At 73.9% G+C, this 20,860-nt stretch carries 21 protein-coding genes; 9 read left to right on the top strand and 12 right to left on the bottom strand.

Annotation, left to right across the window (positions count from 1 at the left end):
- Window positions 1-24: 24 nt before the first annotated feature.
- Complete coding sequence (locus DEI97_RS08655) at window positions 25-1,125, top strand: glycosyltransferase family 9 protein (protein ID WP_111073422.1); 1,101 nt, start codon at window positions 25-27, stop codon at window positions 1,123-1,125.
- Window positions 1,126-1,350: 225 nt separating this feature from the next.
- On the opposite strand, the gene DEI97_RS08660 is transcribed toward DEI97_RS08655, so the two are convergent.
- From DEI97_RS08660 to DEI97_RS08690, 7 genes are all read right to left on the bottom strand, one after another.
- Complete coding sequence (locus DEI97_RS08660; RefSeq protein WP_111073423.1) at window positions 1,351-2,055, bottom strand: SDR family oxidoreductase; 705 nt, start codon at window positions 2,053-2,055, stop codon at window positions 1,351-1,353.
- Window positions 2,056-2,107: 52 nt separating this feature from the next.
- Entirely contained in the window at window positions 2,108-3,499 is a 1,392-nt protein-coding gene (locus DEI97_RS08665; RefSeq protein WP_111073424.1) for a PfkB family carbohydrate kinase, read from the bottom strand.
- The gene (locus tag DEI97_RS08670; protein WP_111073425.1) at window positions 3,496-4,116 is read right to left on the bottom strand and encodes a D-sedoheptulose-7-phosphate isomerase; all 621 of its coding nucleotides are present in this window, start codon (window positions 4,114-4,116) and stop codon (window positions 3,496-3,498) included. The genes DEI97_RS08665 and DEI97_RS08670 overlap by 4 nt, the downstream gene beginning before the upstream one ends.
- On the bottom strand, window positions 4,113-5,471 hold the full coding sequence (locus tag DEI97_RS08675; RefSeq protein WP_111073426.1) for a glycosyltransferase: 1,359 nt from the start codon (window positions 5,469-5,471) through the stop codon (window positions 4,113-4,115). Before DEI97_RS08675 ends, DEI97_RS08670 begins: the two co-directional genes overlap by 4 nt.
- Entirely contained in the window at window positions 5,471-6,487 is a 1,017-nt protein-coding gene (locus DEI97_RS08680; RefSeq protein ID WP_258376611.1) for a glycosyltransferase, read from the bottom strand. Before DEI97_RS08680 ends, DEI97_RS08675 begins: the two co-directional genes overlap by 1 nt.
- Window positions 6,488-6,551: 64 nt before the next feature.
- A complete protein-coding gene (locus tag DEI97_RS08685) occupies window positions 6,552-7,661 on the bottom strand; it encodes a glycosyltransferase family 9 protein (protein WP_111073427.1) in 1,110 nt (369 codons plus the stop codon).
- The gene (locus DEI97_RS08690; RefSeq protein ID WP_111073428.1) at window positions 7,658-8,206 is read right to left on the bottom strand and encodes an HAD-IIIA family hydrolase; all 549 of its coding nucleotides are present in this window, start codon (window positions 8,204-8,206) and stop codon (window positions 7,658-7,660) included. The genes DEI97_RS08685 and DEI97_RS08690 overlap by 4 nt, the downstream gene beginning before the upstream one ends.
- Window positions 8,207-8,326: 120 nt before the next feature.
- Here DEI97_RS08690 and DEI97_RS08695 point away from each other — a divergent pair, with 120 nt between their 5' ends.
- The 3 genes from DEI97_RS08695 (at window position 8,327) to DEI97_RS08705 (ending at window position 10,925) form a co-directional block, all read left to right on the top strand.
- Complete coding sequence (locus tag DEI97_RS08695; protein ID WP_111073429.1) at window positions 8,327-9,310, top strand: glycosyltransferase family 9 protein; 984 nt, start codon at window positions 8,327-8,329, stop codon at window positions 9,308-9,310.
- A 71-nt stretch (window positions 9,311-9,381) separates the two neighbouring features.
- The gene (locus tag DEI97_RS08700) at window positions 9,382-9,735 is read left to right on the top strand and encodes a PRC-barrel domain-containing protein (protein WP_111073430.1); all 354 of its coding nucleotides are present in this window, start codon (window positions 9,382-9,384) and stop codon (window positions 9,733-9,735) included.
- Between the two features lie 161 nt (window positions 9,736-9,896).
- Window positions 9,897-10,925 carry an SGNH/GDSL hydrolase family protein gene (locus DEI97_RS08705; RefSeq protein WP_111073431.1) on the top strand — a complete coding sequence of 343 codons (1,029 nt, stop codon included), beginning with the start codon at window positions 9,897-9,899 and terminating at the stop codon, window positions 10,923-10,925.
- Window positions 10,926-10,960: 35 nt separating this feature from the next.
- Here the strand turns inward: DEI97_RS08705 and DEI97_RS08710 are convergent, their stop codons facing one another.
- On the bottom strand, window positions 10,961-11,788 hold the full coding sequence (locus DEI97_RS08710) for an alpha/beta hydrolase (RefSeq protein WP_111073432.1): 828 nt from the start codon (window positions 11,786-11,788) through the stop codon (window positions 10,961-10,963).
- Between the two features lie 23 nt (window positions 11,789-11,811).
- Here DEI97_RS08710 and DEI97_RS08715 point away from each other — a divergent pair, with 23 nt between their 5' ends.
- The gene (locus tag DEI97_RS08715) at window positions 11,812-12,270 is read left to right on the top strand and encodes an NUDIX hydrolase (RefSeq protein ID WP_111073433.1); all 459 of its coding nucleotides are present in this window, start codon (window positions 11,812-11,814) and stop codon (window positions 12,268-12,270) included.
- A 35-nt stretch (window positions 12,271-12,305) separates the two neighbouring features.
- On the opposite strand, the gene DEI97_RS08720 is transcribed toward DEI97_RS08715, so the two are convergent.
- Window positions 12,306-13,697 (bottom strand): MFS transporter, encoded by a 1,392-nt coding sequence (locus tag DEI97_RS08720; protein WP_111073434.1) that lies wholly within the window; start codon window positions 13,695-13,697, stop codon window positions 12,306-12,308.
- Between the two features lie 239 nt (window positions 13,698-13,936).
- The gene (locus DEI97_RS08725; RefSeq protein ID WP_146248045.1) at window positions 13,937-14,575 is read right to left on the bottom strand and encodes a hypothetical protein; all 639 of its coding nucleotides are present in this window, start codon (window positions 14,573-14,575) and stop codon (window positions 13,937-13,939) included.
- Between the two features lie 552 nt (window positions 14,576-15,127).
- On the opposite strand from DEI97_RS08725, the gene DEI97_RS08730 reads away from it, so the two are divergent.
- On the top strand, window positions 15,128-15,397 hold the full coding sequence (locus DEI97_RS08730; protein WP_111073436.1) for a hypothetical protein: 270 nt from the start codon (window positions 15,128-15,130) through the stop codon (window positions 15,395-15,397).
- 43 nt (window positions 15,398-15,440) lie between these two features.
- Here the strand turns inward: DEI97_RS08730 and yidC are convergent, their stop codons facing one another.
- Entirely contained in the window at window positions 15,441-16,187 is a 747-nt protein-coding gene (gene yidC / locus DEI97_RS08735; RefSeq protein ID WP_111073437.1) for a membrane protein insertase YidC, read from the bottom strand.
- Window positions 16,188-16,244: 57 nt separating this feature from the next.
- A complete protein-coding gene (locus tag DEI97_RS08740; RefSeq protein WP_111073438.1) occupies window positions 16,245-16,562 on the bottom strand; it encodes a DUF6412 domain-containing protein in 318 nt (105 codons plus the stop codon).
- Window positions 16,563-16,629: 67 nt separating this feature from the next.
- Here DEI97_RS08740 and ybaK point away from each other — a divergent pair, with 67 nt between their 5' ends.
- From ybaK to DEI97_RS08755, 3 genes are all read left to right on the top strand, one after another.
- Window positions 16,630-17,115, top strand: coding sequence for a Cys-tRNA(Pro) deacylase (ybaK, locus tag DEI97_RS08745; protein ID WP_111073439.1), 486 nt, complete (start codon window positions 16,630-16,632; stop codon window positions 17,113-17,115).
- Between the two features lie 96 nt (window positions 17,116-17,211).
- Window positions 17,212-19,800 (top strand): ATP-dependent Clp protease ATP-binding subunit, encoded by a 2,589-nt coding sequence (locus DEI97_RS08750; protein WP_111073440.1) that lies wholly within the window; start codon window positions 17,212-17,214, stop codon window positions 19,798-19,800.
- Window positions 19,801-20,501: 701 nt separating this feature from the next.
- Window positions 20,502-20,747, top strand: a complete 246-nt coding sequence (locus DEI97_RS08755; protein WP_181439113.1) for a hypothetical protein — start codon at window positions 20,502-20,504, stop codon at window positions 20,745-20,747.
- Window positions 20,748-20,860: the final 113 nt, after the last annotated feature.

Here is a 20,860-nt window from a genome sequence, read left to right on the forward strand (position 1 = left end):
CGGACACCGAGGAGGACGACAGGCGTGGTGCAGATCGGACGTGGCGGCGAACGGTTCGAGGGGGTCCGTGAGATCGCGGTCCTCCGGGGTGGGGGACTCGGTGACCTGATGTTCGCGATGCCGGCGATCGAGGCCCTGGCGGCCGCGTACCCGGAGGCCCGGATCATCCTGCTCGGGACGCCGACGGCCCGCGTGCTGCTGGCCGGCCGCACCGACGCCGTGCACGCCGTCGAGGAGCTCCCCGTGTCGCCCGGGGTCCGCGACGGTGGCGAGGGCGCCCCCGACCTGGAGGACTTCTTCGCCCGCCTGCGCGGACGGTTCGACCTGGCGGTGCAGCTGCACGGCGGCGGTCGGAACTCGAACCCGTTCCTGCTCCGGCTCGGCGCGGCGCACTCGGTCGGTACCGCCACCGAGGACGCCGTCCCCACCGAGCGCTGGGTCCGCTACGTCTACTACCAGCACGAGGTGCTCCGGGCGCTCGAGGTCGTCGGGCTCGCCGGCGCGGAACCGGTCACGCTCGGCCCCCGCCTCACGGTCACCGACGACGAGCGGGCTGCGGTCCGACAGCGGCTCGGCGTCACCGGGCGTCTCGTCGCGATGCACCCCGGCGCCACCGACCCCCGCCGCCGCTGGAGCCCGGACCGGTTCGCCGCCGTCGCCGTCGCCCGGCTCGAGGCGGGCGACGACGTCGTGTTGGTCGGCGACGACTCGGACCGGCCGGCCGCGACCGCGATCCGGGCGTCCGTCACCGAGGCCGTCGGCCCCGACGCCGCCCGGCGGCTGCACGACCTCACCGGCACCCTGCCGCTGGTGGAGTTGCCCGCCGTGCTCGGTGCCGCCGACGTGATGGTCGGCGACGACTCCGGCCCGCGGCACCTCGCCGTCGCCGTCGGCACCCCCACCGTCGGCGTGTTCTGGTTCGGCAACGTCATCAACGCCGGCCCCCTGGACCGCGGACGGCACCGCGTCCTCATGAGCTTCGTCACGCGCTGCCCGGTGTGCGGGATCGACGTCACCCAGGTGGGCTGGACCGCGGAACGCTGCGAGCACGACCCGTCCTTCGTCGACGAGATCACCCCGGACCGCGTCCTGGCGGACGTCGAGGACCTGCTCGCCACCAACTGACGGCGGTGCGCCGGTCCGTCGGGGCGGGCGCGGGCCTCCCGGGGTCGCGCGACGTGCCGTGCGCGCATCGCCGAGGTCGCTGGAACGGTTGCCGGGCGGCCCGCCGGGCGGCAGTCCGTGCGACCTCGGCGGCGGCCCGGGCCGACCGCTGACGGACGGGAGGCCCGGTACCAGCTGGTACCGGGCCTCCCGTCCGTCAGGTGCGCGCGCCGGGCGCGGGCGCGGTCAGGGCCAGCTGGGCTCCGTCGCCGGCATGATCGACAGCTCGCGGATCTCGCACCCGGCCGGCTGCGAGAGGGCGAAGATGATCGAGTTCGCGACGTACTCCGGCTCGATGAGCTGCGCGTCCGGCCCCGGCTTGTACTGCTCGGTACGGTCGGCGAAGAAGTTCGTCCGCATGCCCGCGGGGATCACGTTGGTGACACCGACACGGCCGGCGGTCTCGGCGGCGAGGGCCTGCGAGAACCCGCGGACGCCGAACTTCGACGCCGAGTAGGCGGTGCCGTGGCCGACGCCGCGCAGGGCGAGCGACGACGAGATCGTGACGACGCGGCCGTGTGTGGCCTCGAGCGCGGGGAGCGCGGCGCGGACGGTCGAGGCGGTGCCGATGAGGTTGACGCCGACGATCTTCTCCCAGTTGCCGGACGAGATGGCGTCGATCGGGGCGGGGGTGTCGATGCCCGCAGCGGTGACGACGGCGTCCAGGCCACCGTGGCGCTCGACCGCTTCGGCGACGGCACGTTCGACGGCGTCGGTGTCCGAGACGTCCACGGCGACGGCGTCGACGCCCTCGGGGACCTGGTCGATGCGCAGGTCGAGGACGATCGGGGTGCCACCGGCCTCGGTGACGGCGGCCACGACGGCTGCGCCGAGTCCGGAGGCGCCGCCGGTGACGAGGACGCGGCCGATGGGGGTGGTGGGGACGGGCATGGATGTCCTTTGCGTTCTGGTGCTGTGGTGAGGAGGGAAGACGGGGTGTGGGTCAGCCGACGCGTTCGATGGCGGCGGCGAGCCGGGTGGTGGAGCGGCCCGGGTGGAACGGCACGGTGACGACCCGGCCGCCCCACTCGGCGAGGGTCACGGACTCGGGCAGCTCGTCGGCGGTGTAGTCGCCGCCCTTCGCCCAGACGTCCGGACGGAAGCGGCGGAGCGCCTCGTCGGGGGTGGACTCGTCGAACACCACCACGGCGTCGACGCAGTCCAGGGCGAGCAGGAGCTCGACGCGGTCGTCCTGGCCCATGATCGGCCGGTCCGGACCCTTCAGCCCGCGGACGGACTCGTCCGAGTTCAGGCAGACGACCAGGCAGTCGCCGAGGGCCCGCGCTGCCGACAGTGTGCGGGCGTGGCCGGCGTGCAGCAGGTCGAAGCAGCCGCCGGTGGCGACGACCACGCCGCCGGCGGCCCGGACCTCGTGCACGACGCGCAGGGCGTCGCGGTCGGCGCCGGGCACGGCGATCGGGGCGGGCGGCGCACCCTCGACGAGTGAGGCGACGCCCCCGACGGCGAGGTACGCGGACGCGGCCTCGACCCCGGCGGTCACAGCGTCGGCGATCTCCGCACCGGATGCCAGCGCGACGGCGACACCCGCGGCGAGCCGGTCGCCGGCGCCGCAGGGGTCACCGGCGGTGACGGACGGGGCCGGGACGAAGCGGGAGTCGGCTCCACGAGGGGTGCGGCTGCCGACCAGGGCGCCGCGATCGCCCATCGTGACGGCGACGGCCTGGACGTCCCAGCGGGCGACGAGGTCCGCGGCGGCGTCGGTGGCGAAGGCGACCCCGCTGCCGGCGATGCCGGTGAAGCGGTGCGCCTCGCTGGCGTTCGGCGTGGCGACGGTGGTGCCGGCGACCGGCGTGGCGCCCTTCGGGTGCGGGTCCCAGACGACCGGGGTGTGCGCGACGACGGCGTGCAGCGCGGCGCGCATCTCGGCGGCCTCGGTGAGCCCGCGGCCGTAGTCGGCGACGATCACCGCGTCGGCACCGTCGAGGGCGTCGCGCATCGCGGACGTCACGGCTGGGACCGGCGGGGTGTCGCAGCCCTCGTCGATCCGGACCAGGGCGTGCTCGCCGACGCGGACCCGGGTCTTCACCGGGGTCGGTGCTCCGGAGTGCCCGTCGACGATCCGGACGCCGGGGAGCAGCGAGCGGAGCTGGTCGGCCGGGCCGTCGTCACCGAGCACGGTGACGAGCGTCACGTCGTGGCCGTCCTTCACCAGCATCGTCGCGACGAGCCCGGCGCCACCGGCACGGCGCTGGTCCGAGCGGACGTCGACGACGGGCACCGGGGCGTCCGGGCTGAGCCGGTCGCTGGTGCCGCTGACGTCGACGTCGAGCAGGGTGTCGCCGACGACGACGATGCGGAGCTGGCGGTCGGTCATCGGGTGCCTCCACGGCGGAGCGCGGGCTCCATGGCCCGGCAGAGGGCGTGCACGAGGACGAGCTGGGCCTCCTGCACGTTGGCGGACGGACCGTCGATGGCGATGACGTCGTCCACGACGCTCGCGAGCGGGTTCGGCAGCGCACCGGTCATCGCGATCGACCGGGCTCCGGCGTCGCGGGCGGCGGCTGCGGCGGCGAGCAGGTTCGCGCTCCTGCCGCTGGTGCTGAGCAGGACGACGACGTCCCCGGCGCGGGCGTGGGCGCGGACCTGGCGGGCGAAGACCTCCTCGAAGCCGTAGTCGTTGCCGATCGCGGTGACGGCGGAGGACTCGGCGTGCAGCGAGATCGCCGAGTACGCCGGCCGGTCCCCGTCGAAGCGGCCGGTCAGCTCCGAGGTCAGGTGCTGCGCCTCGGCCGCGGAACCGCCGTTGCCCGCGGCCAGCAGGCGACGTCCGGCGACCAGGCGCCCCGCGATGTCGTCGGCCCAGGCGGCGATGTGGTCGCCGTGGTCGACGAGGGACGCGATCACCGGCACGGACGCGGCGATGTGGTCGAGCACCGTGCGGGTGCTGGTCGGGGTCTCGGTCGTGCCGATCCCGGTCTGCTCGATGGTCATCGGGCGTTCCTCTCGGTGATGGGGAGCGCGGCGTCGGCCAGCTGCTCCTCGGCGGGGCGGACGGAGTCCGGGATGCGGGTGGTCGTGGGGGCGGCACCGATGCCGCCGACCGGGCGGACGGGACGGACCCGGCCGCCGGCGACCAGCCGCTCGTAGACGCGTTCGGTGTCGGTGGCGACCTTCTGCCACGTGTAGCGGGACTCGGCACGGCGGCGACCGGCGCGAGCGTAGGCGGCACGGCGCTCGGGGTCGTCGAGCAGCCCGCCGAGCGCGGTGGCCAGGCCGTCCTCGTCGCGCGGTTCGACGTGCAGCCCGGTGGCGTCCTCGACGACCGTGTCGATGAGTCCGCCGACGCGGGAGGCGACCAAGGGGACACCGCAGGCCATCGCCTCGAGCGGGACGATGCCGAACGGCTCGTACCAGGGCGCGCACACGACGACGTCCGCGCTCCGGTACACCGCGCCCATGGCCTCCTGGGCGAGCTGCCCGCGGAACGAGACGTGGTCACGGATGCCGAGGTCGCGGGCCAGCGCGTCCAGGCGCTGGTACTCCGGGTCGTCCGGCAGGTCGGCGCCCGCGGTGCCGGCGCCGCCGACGATGACGAGTTCGACGTCGCGACCGGCAGCGACGAGCTGGGCGACGGCGGCGATGGTCGTGCCGACGCCCTTCCGCTGCACCAGGCGCGAGGCGGTGAGCACCCGGAAGGTCCGCCCGCGTTCCTCGACGGGGCCGTCCGGTCGGAACAGCTCGACGTCGACGCCGCAGGGGACGACGGAGATGGAGCGGAGCGGGACGCCGAGGCTCTTCAGCTCGAACGCCTCGTCGGAGCACGTCGCCACGACCTGGTCGGCACTCCGCCCGACGGCGGGCTCCAGCCACTCGCGCTCGGCGGGGCTCGTGTCGGCCGTGCCCTGGTGGCGACGCTTCACGACACCGAGTGCGTGGAAGGTCTGCACGACGGGGATGCGGGTGCCACCGGTGCGGGCCTGCACCTGGTTCACCGCGTCGACGGTCGCGTGGCCGGACATCCAGAAGTGCCCGTGCACGACGTCGGGTCGGTCGACGAACCACTCCGACGCCAGCACCTGCGCGAACGTGCTCATGTAGGGGAGCAGGTCGTCCTTCGGGACGTGCCGCGCGGGACCGGCGTCGACGTGCACGACGTCGACACCCGGCCGGAGCGGCACCCGGACCGGCAGCGAGGCGTCGTCACGACGCGTGTAGACGGTGACGGTGTGGCCGCGGTCGGCCAGGGCGGCGGACAGCGCGGCCACGTGGACGTTCTGACCACCGGCGTCGACGCCGCCGAGGGTCGCGAGCGGGCTCGCGTGTTCCGAGACCATGGCGATCTCCATCAGTTGCTCCTTCCCTGCGGTGCCGCAGCACCCGCACCGGCGGTCGCCGTGCCGGTCCGCGACCGGTGGCGCGACCGCACGTCGTCCAGCAGCTCGTCCCAGTCGGCGAGGAACCGGGGCAGCGCGTGCCGCGCGAGCACGGCCTCCCGGGCGACGAGGCCGCGTCGGCGTGCTTCGTCCGGGTCGTCGAGCAGCGTCCGGGAGGCCCGCACCAGCTCCTCGACGTCGGTCCCGATCGCGCCGGCCTCCGCGGGCACGGTCCGGGCGGCGTCGGTCGTGGTGAGGACGAGCACCGGCATCGCCATGTGCATCGACTCGATGAGCGAGAGTCCGAGGGAGGTCCACCGGTTGGCGTGCACGTAGGCCCGGCGCTGCGCGAGGGCCGCGTGCATCGGGTCCGGCTTGACGTCGCCCATGCCGACCAGCAGGTCGCCGTGGCCGAGCCCGGCGAGCTTCTCGGTGCCCATCCCGAAGACGTCGACCGGGGCGACGGCGCCGAAGCGGGGGAGCAGGTCTGTCCCGACGACGCGGTTCCGTCGGACGGGTTCGTTGATGACGGCGCCGAACCGCTCGAGCTCGCCGGTGTAGAGCGGGCCGGGGTCGACGACACCGTGCTCGACGACGGTCGTCCGGGTGGAGCCGCAGTCCCACATCAGGGCGTTCCAGTGCGTGACGTGCGCGATGGTCACGTCGTCGCGGTCCCGGAAGGGGTGCAGGCTGTCCGGCACGTCGATGCGCGGGGCGTTGTGCTCGACGAAGACGACGGGCACGTCACGACCGCCGAGCAGTTCGCGGGCGACCTCGAGTTCCTCGGGCCGCTGCAGGACGACCAGGTCCACCTCGGCGTCGGCGACGTCCTCGGGTGCGATCTCGACGGCGTTCGTACCCCAGTTCCGGCCACCACGACCGAGGCCCCAGCCGTCACGGGCGGGGGTCGTGGGGATGAGGTACTCGTGCGGGCCGCGGACGAATGCGTCCATCCAGCCGCCGTGCACGTGCCACACGAGGATCCGCATGCACTGCCTTTCGGTCGCTGTCGATCAGGAGGAGGAGAAGGAGAAGGAGAAGCAGTGCCGCACGCTACGCACGGGCTTCTGGCGCTCCTCGCAGGGAGTCGTCGTTCGTCCGCAGAGCGCATCCGACGAGCCGTTCGTGTGCCGCGAGGACCTCGTCGACGCTCACGCCGGACAGGCACGGGTGGCCCGGGACGGGGCACTCGCGGGCGCGGGAGAGACGGCAGGGGGCGTCCTGGTCGCCGAGCAGTTCGACGTGCTCGGCGTACGGCGCCCACTTCACGGCGGGCACCACAGGGGAGAACAGCGAGACGATCCGGGCACCGACGGCCGCGGCCAGGTGGGCGGGACCGGTGTTGCCGACGACGACGACCTCCGCGCCGGCCAGGACCTCCGCCAGCACGGCGGGGCTGGTCCGACCACCCAGGTCGATGCCGGTGGGGCCGGCGACCTCGGCGGTGAGGCCCCGCTCGCCCGGCGACCCGGTGACGACCACGGGGATGCCGACCCGGCCGTACGCGGCCACGAGGGACCGGTGGGCAGCGGGCGGCCAGGAGCGCGCCTCCACGCTGGCGCCGGGGTGCACGACCACGTACCGGTCGAGCGCGGCGACCTCGACGGGGAGCACCGCCGAGTCGTCCGGCCGGACACGGAGCCGCCCGTCGTCACCGTCCGGCAGTGCGAAGCCCGCGGCGGCGGCGATGCGGAGTGCCCGTTCGGGTTCGGGGACGTCTTCGGGCAGGTCCTCGCCGGGCCGCAGTCGCACGTCGAGCAGGGACCCGGGGTGGTCGACCGAGGCGCCGGAGACCCGGGGGACCCCGGCGAGCCGCAGCAGCATCGCGAGCGGCAGTGGCGACTGGTGGAACGACGTCAGCACGACGGCTTCGTCGGGACGCTCCTCGGCGACCAGTGCGCGGAACTCGGCGAGCACGGCGTCGTCGAGCGGGCGGACGGTCTCCGTCACCCAGGGCGCCGCCCAGACGCGGAGCGAGTCGACCCCGGGCAGGAGCGCCCCGGCCGGCGCACCCTGTGGGCCGCAGAGCAGCGTGACGTGGTCGGCGCCGGCGGCCACGGCGCGGACGGCGGGACCGGCGACCAGGACGTCCCCGAACGAGTCGAGTCGGGCGACCAGCACCCGGCGCCCGGCAGGTCCGCCCGCGGCCACCTGGTCGCTCATGCCGACGCCCCGGCAGCGCGGGCGACGACGAGCGCCACGGCTTCCCTGATCGAACCGGCGACGGTGGCGGCGGCCTCGACCTCGGCCGGCATCGTCCGCGCGGTCGGCACGAGGATCCCCTGCGCTCCCGCGGCGACCGCGGCACCGACGTCGGCGCCGATGTCGCCGATGACGACCAGGTCCGCGGCGTCCAGCCCGAGTCGGTCGGCGGCGCGCAGCACCATGCCGGGACGGGGCTTCCGGCAGGCGCAGTCGTCGCCGCGGTCGTGCGGGCAGACCTCCCACACGTCGAACGGGCCGACGAGCCCGTCGACGCGGGCGTTCGTCGCGTCGACCTGGTCGCGGGTCGCCAGGCCCTTGGCGATCGCGGACTGGTTCGTGACGACGCCGACGGCGAGACCCGCCGCGCGGGCCGCGGCGACCGCGTCGGCGGCACCGGGTACCGGCACCACCCGGTCGGGGTCGGCGTTGTAGGGGACGTCGACCACCAGGGTGTCGTCACGGTCGAAGAGGACGCCGCGGAGCGGACGGTCGGAGAGGGCCACACCTCTCTCTACCGGCCGGGCAGCGTCCCCGACCAGTCCGCACCCGCCCCGTGGCGCGCCGTGGACAAGCCGGTGCCGCCCGGCGGACGTCGCGGTGCCGGGCCGGTAGCGTCGGGCCACGTGACCGCCGTACCCACCCTGCCCCCTTCCGACGGCCGACCCGAGCTCGTGGTGCTCCGAGCGATCAAGCTCGGCGACCTGCTCGTCGCCGTCCCCGCGCTGCACGCCCTCCGCCGGGCGTTCCCCGGGCACCGCATCACGCTGGCGACGACCGCCTGGCTCGCCCCGGTCGTCGAGCTCGTCACCGACGTCGACGTGCACCTGGCCCAGCACGGCCTGGACCACCCGATCCAGGTGCCGACCGGCGTCGTCGACGTCGCCGTCAACCTGCACGGCGCCGGCCCCGAGTCGGGCGACCTCATCGACGCGCTGCAGGCCCGCCGGGTGATCGGTCACGGCGCACCCGACGGCCCGGAGTGGCAGCACGACGTGCACGAGCGGGTCCGCTGGGCCGGCCTGATGACCGCGCACGGCATGCCCGCCGATCCGGACGACGTGTCGATCGCGGTCCCCGCCCTGCCCGCCGTCGTCGAGGGCGCGGCGGTCGTGCACGTCGGTGCCTTCCACGGTGCCCGGCACTGGCCGGTCGACCGTTTCGCCGACGTGGTGCGCGGTCTCGTCGCACGCGGTCACCGCGTGGTCCTGACGGGAGGCGCGGACGACGTCGAGCGCGCGCTGGCCGTCGCCGAGCTGGCCGGCCTGGACGACTCGGCGGTCCTCGCCGGACGCCTCGGCCTGCAGCCGTTCGCCGCCGTCGTGGCGGCTGCGAGCCTCCTGGTGACCGTCGACACGGGAGCCGCGCACCTGGCCTCCGCCTACGGCATCCCCTCGGTCGTCCTCTTCGGCCCGGCACCGCCCGAGGCCTGGGGTCCGCCCGCGTCCGGCCCGCACGTGGTGCTGACCGACGCCTCGGTCCGCCGCGGCGACGTGTTCGCCGAGGACCCGGACCCGGCGATCCTCGCGGTGAGCGCCGACGACGTCCTCGCCGCGGTGGACGGACTCGGCGCCACGCCGGCCGTCCCCGCGCACGACGGCGACCGGTAGCGCGGCGCACAGCGCGAGTCGGTAGCGTCGATCCGACGGCACGGACAGTCCGGTCGTCGGAGGGAGTCGCCGTGTTCGAAGCAGCCAACATCCGGGACTGGATCGGCCTGCCGGTCGTCGACGGCAACGAGGACAAGATCGGCAACCTCGAGAGCATCTACTACGACACCGCGACGCAGCAGCCGGCGTTCGGCTCCGTGACCACCGGTGTCGTCGGCAAGAAGCTCGTGTTCGTGCCGCTCGTCGGCGCGACCGTCGCCCCGAAGCACCTGCTCGTGGCGTTCGACAAGAAGACCGTGAAGGACGCGCCGTCCATCGCGACCGACGGCGAGCTCGACGCCGCCACCGAGCCGGAGCTGTTCCAGCACTACGGCCTCGACTACCAGGCCGGTTCGGGCGGCGAGCGCCGTCTCGGTCGTCGCTGACACCTGACGACCACGCCGGCGTCGTCGCAGGACGGGTCGAGCGGGACCGGCTAGCCTGGTCCGCCCGACCCGACCCGAGCCTCCCGGAGCCCACCCTGCGCCGTCCGCCCTCCGCCCGCCAGCGAGCCACCCGCCTGCTGGGCGCGTTCGTCGCGTCCGCCGTGCTCGTCGGCACCGCCCTGGTCGGTGGGCCGTCCGGCGGGCCGCTCGCCCCGCCGTCGGCGGTCGCCGCCCCGCAGTGGCCGGTGCCCCAGCCGTTCCCGGTGACGGACGACCCGCCCGAGACGCTGACGGACCTGCCGCCCGGCAGCGAGTACGTCGCGATGGGCGACTCGTACTCCGCCGGGTACGGCCTGGCGAACCCGACGGGTCTGCCGGTCGCCGCGTGTGCACAGTCGGGGCGGGACTACCCGCACCGGATCGCCGCGCGCTTCGGGTTGGCGCTGACGGACGTCACGTGCGCCGGCGCGACCAGCGAGGACGTCCGCGACCGCACGCAGTGGCGCGGGGCTCCGCCGCAGGTCGAGGCGCTCTCCGAGTCCACCCGGCTCGTCACCCTGACGATCGGGGGCAACGACGCCGACCTGTTCGGCACCGCGGCGTCGTGCATGGCGCTGTCGGCGTCCGGCCCGGTGTTCTCGGGCAAGAACGCGCCGTCGTGCCGGAGCACGCTCGACGTCGACGGGGTCGACACGCTGGGCGCGAAGATCGAGAGCCGCGTCGCCCTGGGCATCGCGGCGACGCTGGCCGACATCCGGCGTGCCGCCCCGAACGCGACCGTGCTGCTGCTCGGCTACCCGGCGATCTTCCCGGACGCGGAGCACACGCCGAAGCGGGGCTGTTTCCGGCCGGCCGTCGACCTCGGCACCCTCGCCGGGCGGTTCCCGACGGACACGTACCCGTTCACCGACACCGACGTCCGGTGGCTGCACGGCATCCAGGAGCAGCTCGACGAGGTCGGGCAGGACGCCGCCCGGGCCGCCGGCGTCCGCTTCGTCGACGTCTTCGCGGCGACGCAGGCGCACTCGGCGTGTGCCCGGTCCGGCGCCTACGTCTCCGGGGTGTCCCTCGACTCGTTCGGCGGGTTCAGCAGCATCGACCTCGAGCCCGGCGCGCTGCACCCGAACCCGGCCGGTGTGCGGTACCTGACGCGGCAGCTCGACGCGGAGCTCCGCGACCTGCTCGGCTGACCGTCCGCGGTCCGGCGGGCCCTCGCGTCGGCGGCTCAGCCGCGCAGGGTCGCGGCCAACCGGTCCATCAGCGACGGCACGGTCGACAGGACCGCGATGTGCCCGTCGTGCGGTCGCTCCTCGTACGTCGCGTGCGGCACCGCCTCGGCCAAGGCCCGACCGTGCGCCACCGGCACGACCCGGTCGCGCGTGCCGTGCACCACGACGGTCGGGACCGTCACGGCTGACAGCGGGAAGCCCCAGTCCGTCACGAACGCCACGTCGTCGTCCGCACCGCCCTGGAGGCCCGACCCACCCGCCGCCGTCGCGTCCCGTCCCAGGGCGGCCCAGTCGCCGTCGAGGGCGGCCCAGTCGGTGTCGACGAACTGGGACGGGTCGAAGTCGGCGGTCGCTGCCCAGGTGAGGCGTGCCTCCCGTCCGGCGATCGCGGCGCGGAGCCCGCCATCGTCGGCCATCCCGTCCCACCAGGCCGGCGTGTCGACGAAGGGGGCGGGGGAGGCGACGGTCGTTACCGCGGCGACCCGGTCGGGCAGCAGCGCCGCGGCGGCGAGGGCGTGCGGGCCGCCGCCGGAGCCGCCGAACACGGCGACGCGGGCGATGCCGAGGGCATCGAGTACCTGGGCGAGGTCCCGTGCACCGTCGGCGACCGAGCGCCCGGGCAGCGGGTCGGCGGCGCCGTAGCCGGGGCGGGTGAATGCGAGCAGGCGCAGGCCGCGGTCGGCGGCCAGACTGCGGAGTGGCTCGAAGAGGACGCCGGTGTGCGGCGACTCGTGGTGCCAGACGAGGGTCGGCCGGTCGGCGTCGGCGGCGGCGGTGTCGTCGACCAGGACGGTGCGGCCGTCACGGAGCTCGATGGTCTGCATGCGCCGGAGGGTAGTCTCCGGCCGTGCCCCCACGCTCCGCCGGACTCCTGCTGCACCGTGGCACCGGACCGTCGCTCGAGGTCTTCATCGCCCACATGGGTGGTCCGTTCTGGCGTCGGCGACCGCGTGCGTGGTCGATCCCGAAGGGCGAGCTCGAGGCGGGCGAGGACACCCTGGCGACGGCGCTCCGCGAGTTCGGCGAGGAGATCGGCACCCCGGCGCCCGCGGGCACGCCCGGACTACTGGGGGACTTCCGGCAGGCGTCCGGCAAGGTCGTGACCGTCTGGACGCTCGCCGCACCGGACTTCACCATCGAGGCCGTGCGGAGCAACACCGTGTCGCTGGAACTCCCGCGTGGATCCGGACGCTTCGTCGACGTGCCCGAGGTGGACGATGCCCGCTGGGTGGGGCTCGTCGAGGCCCGGGAGCTCGTCGTCGCGGGTCAGGTCGCCGCGCTGGACGCGTTGGCGGCCCGGGTCTGAGCGGTTCCGCTGCCCGGAGCTGCCGTCGGCGGCGGCTACCGTTCGCGGACGGTCCGCACGGAGCCCGTCGCGGTCCGGATCGACCCGGTGGCTGCCCGGTGCACCGTGGCGACGGACCCGGTGATGGTCTGGATCGCCCGGCTGACGGTCGGGATCGAGCTCGTGACGACGGCGAGCGAGGAGGTGAACACCTCGATCGACGACGTGCTGAGGTGCGGCTGCGCCGTCGCGTGCACCGGGAACCCACGCTTCGCGAAGGCGACGACGGACAGCCCCGCGACCAGGACCAGTGCGCCGGCGAACGGCAGCGTCTGTAGTCCCGACAGCCCGAGCACCTGGCCGCCGATCGCCGCACCGCCCGCGATGCCGATGTTCGACGCCCCGTTCACCAGGGCGCCCGCGATCTCCGGGCTGACGCCACCGGTGCGGATCGCCGCGGCCATGAACAGCGTGCCGGTCGTGCCGTTCGCCGCCATCCAGATGCCCGCGACGACCATCGTGCCGACGAGGGACCCGTGCGCGAACGGCATCAGGGCGAACGCGACGGCCATGGCGGCGATGGCGGCAAGGAGCGTCTGACCGGGTGCCCGGTCGACGAACATCCCGGCCAGCCAGAGGCCGATCACGCCGGTCCCGCCCAGGACGAGCAGCGCGCCGGACACCATGCCGGCGTCGAGCCCGGCGTCGATGACGTAGGGGCCGATGTACGTGTACACGATGTAGTGCCCGGCGAAGAGCAGCAGGTCGGCGACGACGACCGACAGCAGCCCGGTCCGGGCCCAGGCCTTCGGCGAGCCGATGTGCGGCGAGGCGGCTCCGCGCACGGCGGGCAGGCAGAGCGCGGCAACGACGGCGAGCAGTGCGGCGCAGGCCGCGACGCCGCCGACCGCCGGGCGCCACCCGACGGACTGCCCGACACCGGTGGCGAGGGGGACGCCGATCACGAACCCGAGCGAGCTGCCGGAGTACACGAACGCGATGGCGCGGCCGGCGAGCCGGGGCGGCACGATCCGGGTGGCGTAGGCCGAGGCGACCGAGAAGAACAGGGCGTGCGCGATGCCGCCGACCACCCGACCGGCGCAGACCACCGCGAACGACGGGGCCAGTGCGACGAGTGCGTTCGACACCGTGTAGCCGACGAGGGTGGCGACGAGGACGGTCTTCCGCGGCAGCTTCGCGGTGAGCGAGGTCAGCGGCAGTGCGAGCAGCGCGACGGCGGCGGCGTACACGGTGATGACGATGCCCATGGTCGACTCGGTGACGCCGAGGTCCTGGCTCATCGTGCCGAGCAGGCCGACCGGCATGAGCTCGGTCGTGATGGCGAAGAACGTCGCGAGGCCGAGGACAGCGATCCCGATCACCGACGACGTCGTGACGGTGATCGGCGTCGTGTGCGGGTGGACGGTTCGGTTGCTGGTGGTGGACACGGCGGCTGACCTCCTCGAGGACGTGCGAGGAGCGCGCGGGAACGAGGGACTGTTCGACCGGTCGGAGCGCGCTCGGTGGTGGACTGGGGATGTGGAGATGTGGTTCTGGCCACTCCACGGCGAGTGCGCTCCATCCAGTGTTGCACGGTGCACGGCGATCGCGCGAGGGCTCCCCGCTCGTTCTCAGGAGCGCTCCAACGCACTACCCACCTGGAGCAGCGGGTGCCAGCCGCTCCGGGTCAGTACAGCGGCGGCGGCGAGCTGGTCACGGTGCCCCGGACCGCACCGCCGACGACCCGCACCCAGAGCGTGCCGCTCAGCGAGGTCGCGGACAACGACACGACACCGTGCAGAGCGTCGTCGCGGGGGTAGCAGGCGCTCGTGCCCTGCAGTCGGTCGGCCGTCGCGACCAGGCAGAGTGTCGAACTGTCCCGCCCGACCCCGGCCCAGACGTTCCAGGGCGTCGCGGCGTCGTCGCCCGCCAGGGACCGGTTCGTGAAGACGAGCCGGGTCGTGTCCAGGGACACCGGCGCGTCGATCCCGCCGGGCAGCTGGTCGGCGTAGGTCTGCGGCAGGTCGAGCATCTGTTCGAGGGTCACGGTGCCAGCCGCCGGGGTCGTCACCGCGGACGCAGGCTTGGCCGCGGTCCGGGTCCCGATCGACAGTCCGACGCCGGTGCCGGCGACGAGACCGATCACGACCGCGGCACCGCCGAGCGCCCACAGGACGGTCCGGTCGGTGCGTCGGACCCGGCGCAGCAGCACCCGGGCCCGGTCGAGGACCCGCCGCCCGCCGGCCTGGAGGCCCGCCCCGCGTCCGCCGTCGCCAGGCGCCTCGGGCGTCTGGTCGCCGTCTCCGTGGAAAGCTGCACGGTCCACGTCGTGGTCCGGCACCGGAGCCGGTGCACCGTCACGAGCATCGTCGGCAGCATCGTCGGCAGCATCTGCCGCCGCAGCAGCAGGGAACTCCGCCCTCGGAACGGCGGACACCGAGTCCGGAACGGACGGCGTCACACTCGGAACGGCCGGCGCAGCTGCAGGAACAGCCGACGCAGCGACCGGGACGGACGTCCCAGCCTCCGGAACGGACCGCCCAGCCTCCGGAACGGACCGCCCAGCCTCCGGAACGGACCGCCCAGCCTCCGGCGACCCTGCGCCGGCCCGGCGCCCGCGACGCGACCCCGTGGCGGGGCCGGCGGCCGTGGCGGGGCGCTTGCGGGCCTCCCGGTCGAGGTCTGCCAGCGCGATGCGGGCGCGTGCCGCGTCCGCCGGGGACGACCCGGCGCCCCACGCGATGCGTTCGAGACGCGCTCGTGCTGCCGCGTCGTCGTCGGTCCGGCTCATCCGCGCTCCTCGTCGTCACGCCTATCCTCATGCTGCCACCGCTGCGGCGACGGCGCGCACCCAGACCGGGGGGAGTACGCCCGAGGGATGACCGATGCGCAGAACGACCAGGCCGCCGACCCGAACGACCCCGCCGTCCCCGCGGACGCCACCGGATCGACGCCGCAGGACGTCGACGACGAGACCCTCGAACCGCTCAGCCACGACACCCAGTCCGGCGAGGCCGACTACGTCGCGACCAGCCCGGGCGGCAGCGGCACCGAACGGCACGTCCCGCTCCCGGAAGAGGAGCAGGGCCGCGACACCGAGTACGACCCGGTGGACCAGGGGCCGCAGCAGGAGGGCCAGGGCGGCTAGCCACACCCGCCCGTCATCGGACCGAACCGGACCGGCCCGCCCGTCACCGGAGCACCCGCCGCAGCACCGCCCGTTCCCCGAGGGTCCAGAGCGCACTCGTCACGACGTAGAGCGCTGCCGCCAGGGGCGCGATCGCCGCGAACCCGACCGAGACGAACGGCATCCACCGGGCGATCCCGGTCATCGCCGCCGCGCCGGGAACGGCCGGATCGGACGGCTCCGGGACGGGTAGCGGGTTCCAGTGCAACTGTGCGCGTCGGGTCAGCTCGACGACGACGGCCAGCGTGGCGAGCAGCAGGAGCAGCACCCAGCCGTGCACCCACAGCGGCGACGTGACGACGGCCACCGCGGACTGCGCGAGCGGGATGCCGGCCAGGGTCGCCCGCAGCAGCGTGTTGACCGTCCCGTCGATGCTCGCGTGCGTGAACAGCGTGTACAGCAGCGACACGACCGGTGCCTGCGCGAGCACGGGCAGGCATCCCGCGAGGGGCGAGACCCGCTCGCTCGTGTACAGCTCCTGCAGTGACCGCTGGAACCGTGCGGTGTCCTTCCCGGCCCGGCGGCGGAGTTCGGCGATCCGCGGAGCGAGTCGGCGCCGGTCCCGCTCGGCGCGGACCTGCAGGACGGCGAGCGGGACGAGCACGAGTCGGACCGCCAGGGTCAGCAGGACCACGGCGAGCGCCGCAGCGGCCGTGCCGGCGACGGGTGTGAGCAGGTCGGTGAGGGTGGTGACGAGCGTGGCGCCGGCGTGCAGCAGGGTGCTGAGTCCGGGCAGGGTGGTGATGTCCATGACGGTGGTCCTTCGATCGTGGGGTCGGGAGCGTCTGCGGCCCGACACCGATCGGGGTCAGACCGCCGGGACGGCTCCCGGTGCCCGCGGTCGCGGGTGTCCGTCGGCGTCCGGGTCGCTCCAGGCGATCCGGGTCACGAGGTCCGGTGTCGTCCGGGAGGCCCGTGGTGCGCCCGCCCCGTCGGCCCGGGCCAGCAGGGCGACCAGTCGCACCACGAGCAGTGCGGCGGCCAGGGCGGCCACCGCGGTGACGGTGATGCCGAGCGCGCCGAGCCCGAGGGCGGCGGCGGCGAGGGCCGGGAGCGAGCCGAGCGCGGACGGGTCGAGGCCGTGCAGGGCGGACACCCCGCGGAGCAACACCTCGATGACGGTCATGGTGTGGCTCAGCGTAGCGACCGCGAGCCTCCGAGGCCGTGACGGTCCTCCGGGGCAGGATCAGGGCATGAGCGCAGCTTCCCCGAGCACCCCGGCGACCCTCGCGCTGGAGCGGGCCGGCGTGCCGTTCACCCCGCACGTGTACGAGCACCACGAGAGCGCGACGAACTTCGGCGAAGAGGCGGCGGCGGCGCTCGGGCTCCGCGAGGAGCAGGTGTTCAAGACGCTGGTCGTCTCGGTCGACGGTGACCTGGCGGTGGCGATCGTGCCGGTGGCCGACCGTCTCGACCTCAAGGCGATCGCGGCGGCCGTCGGCGGGAAGAAGGCCTCGTTGGCCGACCCCACCCTGGCAGAGCGGCGGACCGGGTACGTCGTCGGGGGGATCAGTCCTGTCGGGCAGAAGACCCGGATCCGCACGGTGCTCGACGCGTCGGCGTCCGACCACCCGACGATCTTCGTGTCCGGCGGGCGTCGTGGGTTCGACATCGAGCTGTCCCCGGTGGACCTGGCGCGGGTCACCGAGGCCAGTACGGCCCCCATCGCCCGGAGTTGAGTCGAGCCGCCGCAAGTTCTTCCACCGAGCGGGAATGAGCACGGCATCCCTGCGTTGCATTGAGTCGAAGGCACTCAAGTTCCTCAGGAGGTCCCTTTGCCACAGACGTTCGGCCCGACCGGCGGCAACGACTCGTTCGACGAGTTCCTCGCACGACTGCTCGCGGCTTCCCAGAACCCCGGCCAGTCCCAGCGGTCCATGCCGTTCGGGCGACCGGTCGACATCACCCGCCTGCTCAGCCGGCGGACCCACGAGCTGCTCCAGCAGACGGCGGCGTACGCCGTCGAGCAGGGCCAGCACGAGATCGACGCCCTGCACGTCCTGCACGCGCTCGTCGGTACCGAGCCCTTCGCGGCCGTCCTCCGTTCTGCGGGCGCCGACCCGGAGCGCTTCGCCGCCGAGGTCGAGCAGCGCCTGCCGATGCCGTCCGGCGACACCGTCGAGGGTCGTCCGGCGCTGACCCCGTCCGCGCAGCGGATCCTGCTCGAGGCGACCCAGGCCGCCCGCGGGTTCGGCAGCACCTACACCGACCCCGAGCACGTCTTCTTCGCGCTCGTCACGGACCAGGACACGGTCGCGGGCCAACTGCTCGCGAGCGCCGGCGTCACCCCGCAGGTGATGCAGTCCTACGCACAAGAGGCGGCCGAGGCCGCACGAGAGGGGCGTCCCATGCCCGGCACCACCGCCCAGCAGGACCAGCAGTCGGAGACCCCGACGCTGGACCAGTACGGCACCGACCTCACCGCCCGCGCCCGCGAGGGTGGCATCGACCCGGTGATCGGTCGCGCGGACGAGATCGAACAGGCCGTCGAGATCCTGCTCCGTCGCACCAAGAACAACCCCGTCCTCATCGGTGAGCCCGGCGTCGGCAAGACCGCCATCGTCGAGGGACTCGCCCAGCGCATCGTCGACGGCGACGTCCCCGCCCTGCTGCAGGGCAAGCGCGTCGTCGCCCTCGACCTGCCCGGCATGCTCGCGGGCACCCGCTACCGCGGTGACTTCGAGGAGCGCCTGACGAACGCGATGGACGAGATCGCCGCGCACACGGACGAACTCATCGTCTTCGTCGACGAACTCCACACCGCCGTCGGTGCCGGTGGTGGCGGCGAGGGCGGCTCGATGGACGCGGGCAACATCCTCAAGCCGCGCCTGGCCCGGGGTGACCTGCACCTGGTCGGTGCGACGACGCTCACCGAGTACCGCCGCATCGAGAAGGACGCGGCCCTCGAGCGTCGCTTTCAACCCGTCACGGTGGGGGAGCCGAACGTCGAGGACGCGATCGCGATCCTCACCGGCCTCAGCCCCCGCTACGCCGAGCACCACGGGGTGACCTACGCCGACGACGCGATCCGCGCCGCCGTCGAGCTGTCGCACCGCTACGTCACCGACCGGCACCTGCCGGACAAGGCCATCGACCTCATCGACCAGGCCGGCGCCCGTCGTCGTCTCGCCCGCTCGGGTGACGTCGACGTCGAGGCCCTCCGCACGCAGGTGGCGGACCTGACGGCCCGGAAGGACCACGCGGTCGCCGAGGAGCAGTACGAAGAGGCATCGCACCTGCGCGACGAGGTCGCCGGACTGGAGGCGCGGATCACCGCCGCCACCACCGGTGACGTGGAACGCGCCTCCCGTCCGGCGGCCGCTGACGACGTCATCACGGAAGCCGACATCGCCGCCGTGGTGTCGCGCGCGACCGGGATCCCGGTGACCCGCCTCGGGTCCGCCGACAAGACCCGCCTCGCCGCCCTGGAGTCCGAGCTGCACGACCGTGTGGTCGGCCAGGACGACGCCGTGCGGGCGATCGCGAAGGCGGTCCGGCGCAGCCGGACCGGCATGGGCGACCCGCGTCGTCCGGTGGGCAGCTTCCTGTTCCTCGGTCCGACCGGTGTCGGCAAGACCGAACTCGCCAAGGCCCTGGCCGCGTCGCTGTTCGGTGACGAGTCGGCGATGCTGCGCTTCGACATGAGCGAGTTCGGCGAGCGGCACACGGTCTCGCGGCTGGTCGGAGCCCCTCCCGGGTACGTCGGCCACGACGAGGCCGGGCAGCTCACCGAGCGCGTCCGTCGGAACCCGTACTCGGTGATCCTGCTCGACGAGGTCGAGAAGGCGCACCCCGACGTGTTCAACCTGCTGCTGCAGGTGCTCGACGACGGCCGGCTCACCGACGGGCAGGGTCGGACTGTCGACTTCCGGAACACCGTCGTCATCATGACGTCGAACATCGGGTCGGAGTTCCTGGCGTCCCGCTCGGGGGCGCTCGGGTTCTCGGTCGCCGCGGACGGTGGCTACGCGGAGGACGACCTGCGCAACCGGGTGATGGGCAAGCTCCGCGAGTCGATGCGGCCCGAGTTCATCAACCGCATCGACGAGATCGTGCTCTTCCGCAAGCTCGAGCGCGGGCAGCTGCGGTCCATCGTGTCGCTGCTGCTGCAGGACACGGCCTTCCGGCTGGCCGCGCAGGGCATGGTCCTGTCGGTGTCCGAGGCCGCGACGGACTGGCTCGCCGAGCACGGGTACGAGCCGGAGTACGGCGCCCGGCCGCTCCGTCGACTGATCCAGCGCGAGGTCGACGACCGGATCGCGGAGCTCGTGGTCGACGGGTCGGCGCACGAGGGTGACACGGTCCGGATCGACGTCGCCGAGGACGTGCTCGTCGCGGTGGTCGACGCTCCCGTGACGGTCTAGTCAGCTGTTCATCGAGAAGCCCCCGGTACTGCGGTACCGGGGGCTTCTCGGGTGTTCCCGAGTGCAATCTCGGAGAAATGCGAGAAAAGGGTTGCGCGTGCGTTCTCGAGGTGGATAGTGTTCTCTCGACGCGAACGGATCACCGACCCGCCGTCGAGAACCAGCAGACACCGTGCCGAAAGGGGGCCGACAATGATCACCACGCAGACGCCGTTCCGAGCAGTCCGTGGAACCACCGGCTCCTTCGCCTGGTCGTGCTGATGAACACGCCGTCCTGAACCACGGCCAGGGCTGACCTGGGTCGGCCCCTCGCCGGGCACGTCCATCCGCCGGACTCGTCCCGTTGCTGGACTCGTCCAGTCGCCGGTTCCGTGGCCCTTCCGGCCCCGGTCCCTGGCTCGTGTCGTCGCCGGCCGCATGCCGTCCGGCTGCTGGGCTGCGGCTCGTCATCCACGACAGGGCTCGTCCACGACGGCTGCTCGTCCACGCTGACTCGACCGTTCATCACGCGAGTGGACCGCACAGCAGGTCATCGTCGCTGAATGCACACGCATTTCCCCGTGCATTCACGCGAACGCATTTCCTCGGGCGATCCGTCGCGCGTCCGCTCATCGCACCTCGACGTCGACCGAGGTGCGACCCCGGTCGATTCGTCGACCCCGATTCCGCTTTCCTCCGCCATTCTCCGAACAGGGAACACCATGTCATCGAAGACCCTCCTCCGCCCGGTACGACCACCGACCGGACGACCCCACCGGGTGTCGCTGCCGGACCGGATCGCCCTCCGGATCGGACTCGCCCTCATCGTGTGGAGCCGCCGCACCCGGCGTCAGCCGCACGAGATCGACCCCGCCGCCGAACTCCGGCGGCACCGCGAAGAACAGGCCCGCCTCGCTCGTGAAGCCGAGTGGGTGGTCCTCGGCGCCGCCATGCACATGTGGCGGTGACCGACGTGGACGCCCAGCGCGACCAGCGTCGGACGGGAGGCACGGCACCAGCCCGCGCCGCGCCTCCCGTCCGACGCCAGCCGCGTACCCGACCGCGGAACGGCGGGACCCTG

Origin of the sequence: Curtobacterium sp. MCLR17_032 (genome assembly GCF_003234795.2) — a bacterium.
In the GTDB taxonomy this organism is placed as follows: Bacteria; Actinomycetota; Actinomycetes; order Actinomycetales; family Microbacteriaceae; genus Curtobacterium.

Coding starts and splice junctions, on each gene's coding strand:
- DEI97_RS08660 (WP_111073423.1), bottom strand. CDS start 2,055: ATGCCCGTCCCCACCACCCCCATCGGCCGCGTCCTCGTCACCGGCGGC.
- DEI97_RS08665 (WP_111073424.1), bottom strand. CDS start 3,499: ATGACCGACCGCCAGCTCCGCATCGTCGTCGTCGGCGACACCCTGCTC.
- DEI97_RS08670 (WP_111073425.1), bottom strand. CDS start 4,116: ATGACCATCGAGCAGACCGGGATCGGCACGACCGAGACCCCGACCAGC.
- DEI97_RS08675 (WP_111073426.1), bottom strand. CDS start 5,471: ATGGAGATCGCCATGGTCTCGGAACACGCGAGCCCGCTCGCGACCCTC.
- DEI97_RS08680 (WP_258376611.1), bottom strand. CDS start 6,487: ATGCGGATCCTCGTGTGGCACGTGCACGGCGGCTGGATGGACGCATTC.
- DEI97_RS08685 (WP_111073427.1), bottom strand. CDS start 7,661: ATGAGCGACCAGGTGGCCGCGGGCGGACCTGCCGGGCGCCGGGTGCTG.
- DEI97_RS08710 (WP_111073432.1), bottom strand. CDS start 11,788: ATGCAGACCATCGAGCTCCGTGACGGCCGCACCGTCCTGGTCGACGAC.
- DEI97_RS08730 (WP_111073436.1), top strand. CDS start 15,128: ATGACCGATGCGCAGAACGACCAGGCCGCCGACCCGAACGACCCCGCC.
- yidC (WP_111073437.1), bottom strand. CDS start 16,187: ATGGACATCACCACCCTGCCCGGACTCAGCACCCTGCTGCACGCCGGC.
- DEI97_RS08740 (WP_111073438.1), bottom strand. CDS start 16,562: ATGACCGTCATCGAGGTGTTGCTCCGCGGGGTGTCCGCCCTGCACGGC.
- ybaK (WP_111073439.1), top strand. CDS start 16,630: ATGAGCGCAGCTTCCCCGAGCACCCCGGCGACCCTCGCGCTGGAGCGG.
- DEI97_RS08755 (WP_181439113.1), top strand. CDS start 20,502: ATGTCATCGAAGACCCTCCTCCGCCCGGTACGACCACCGACCGGACGA.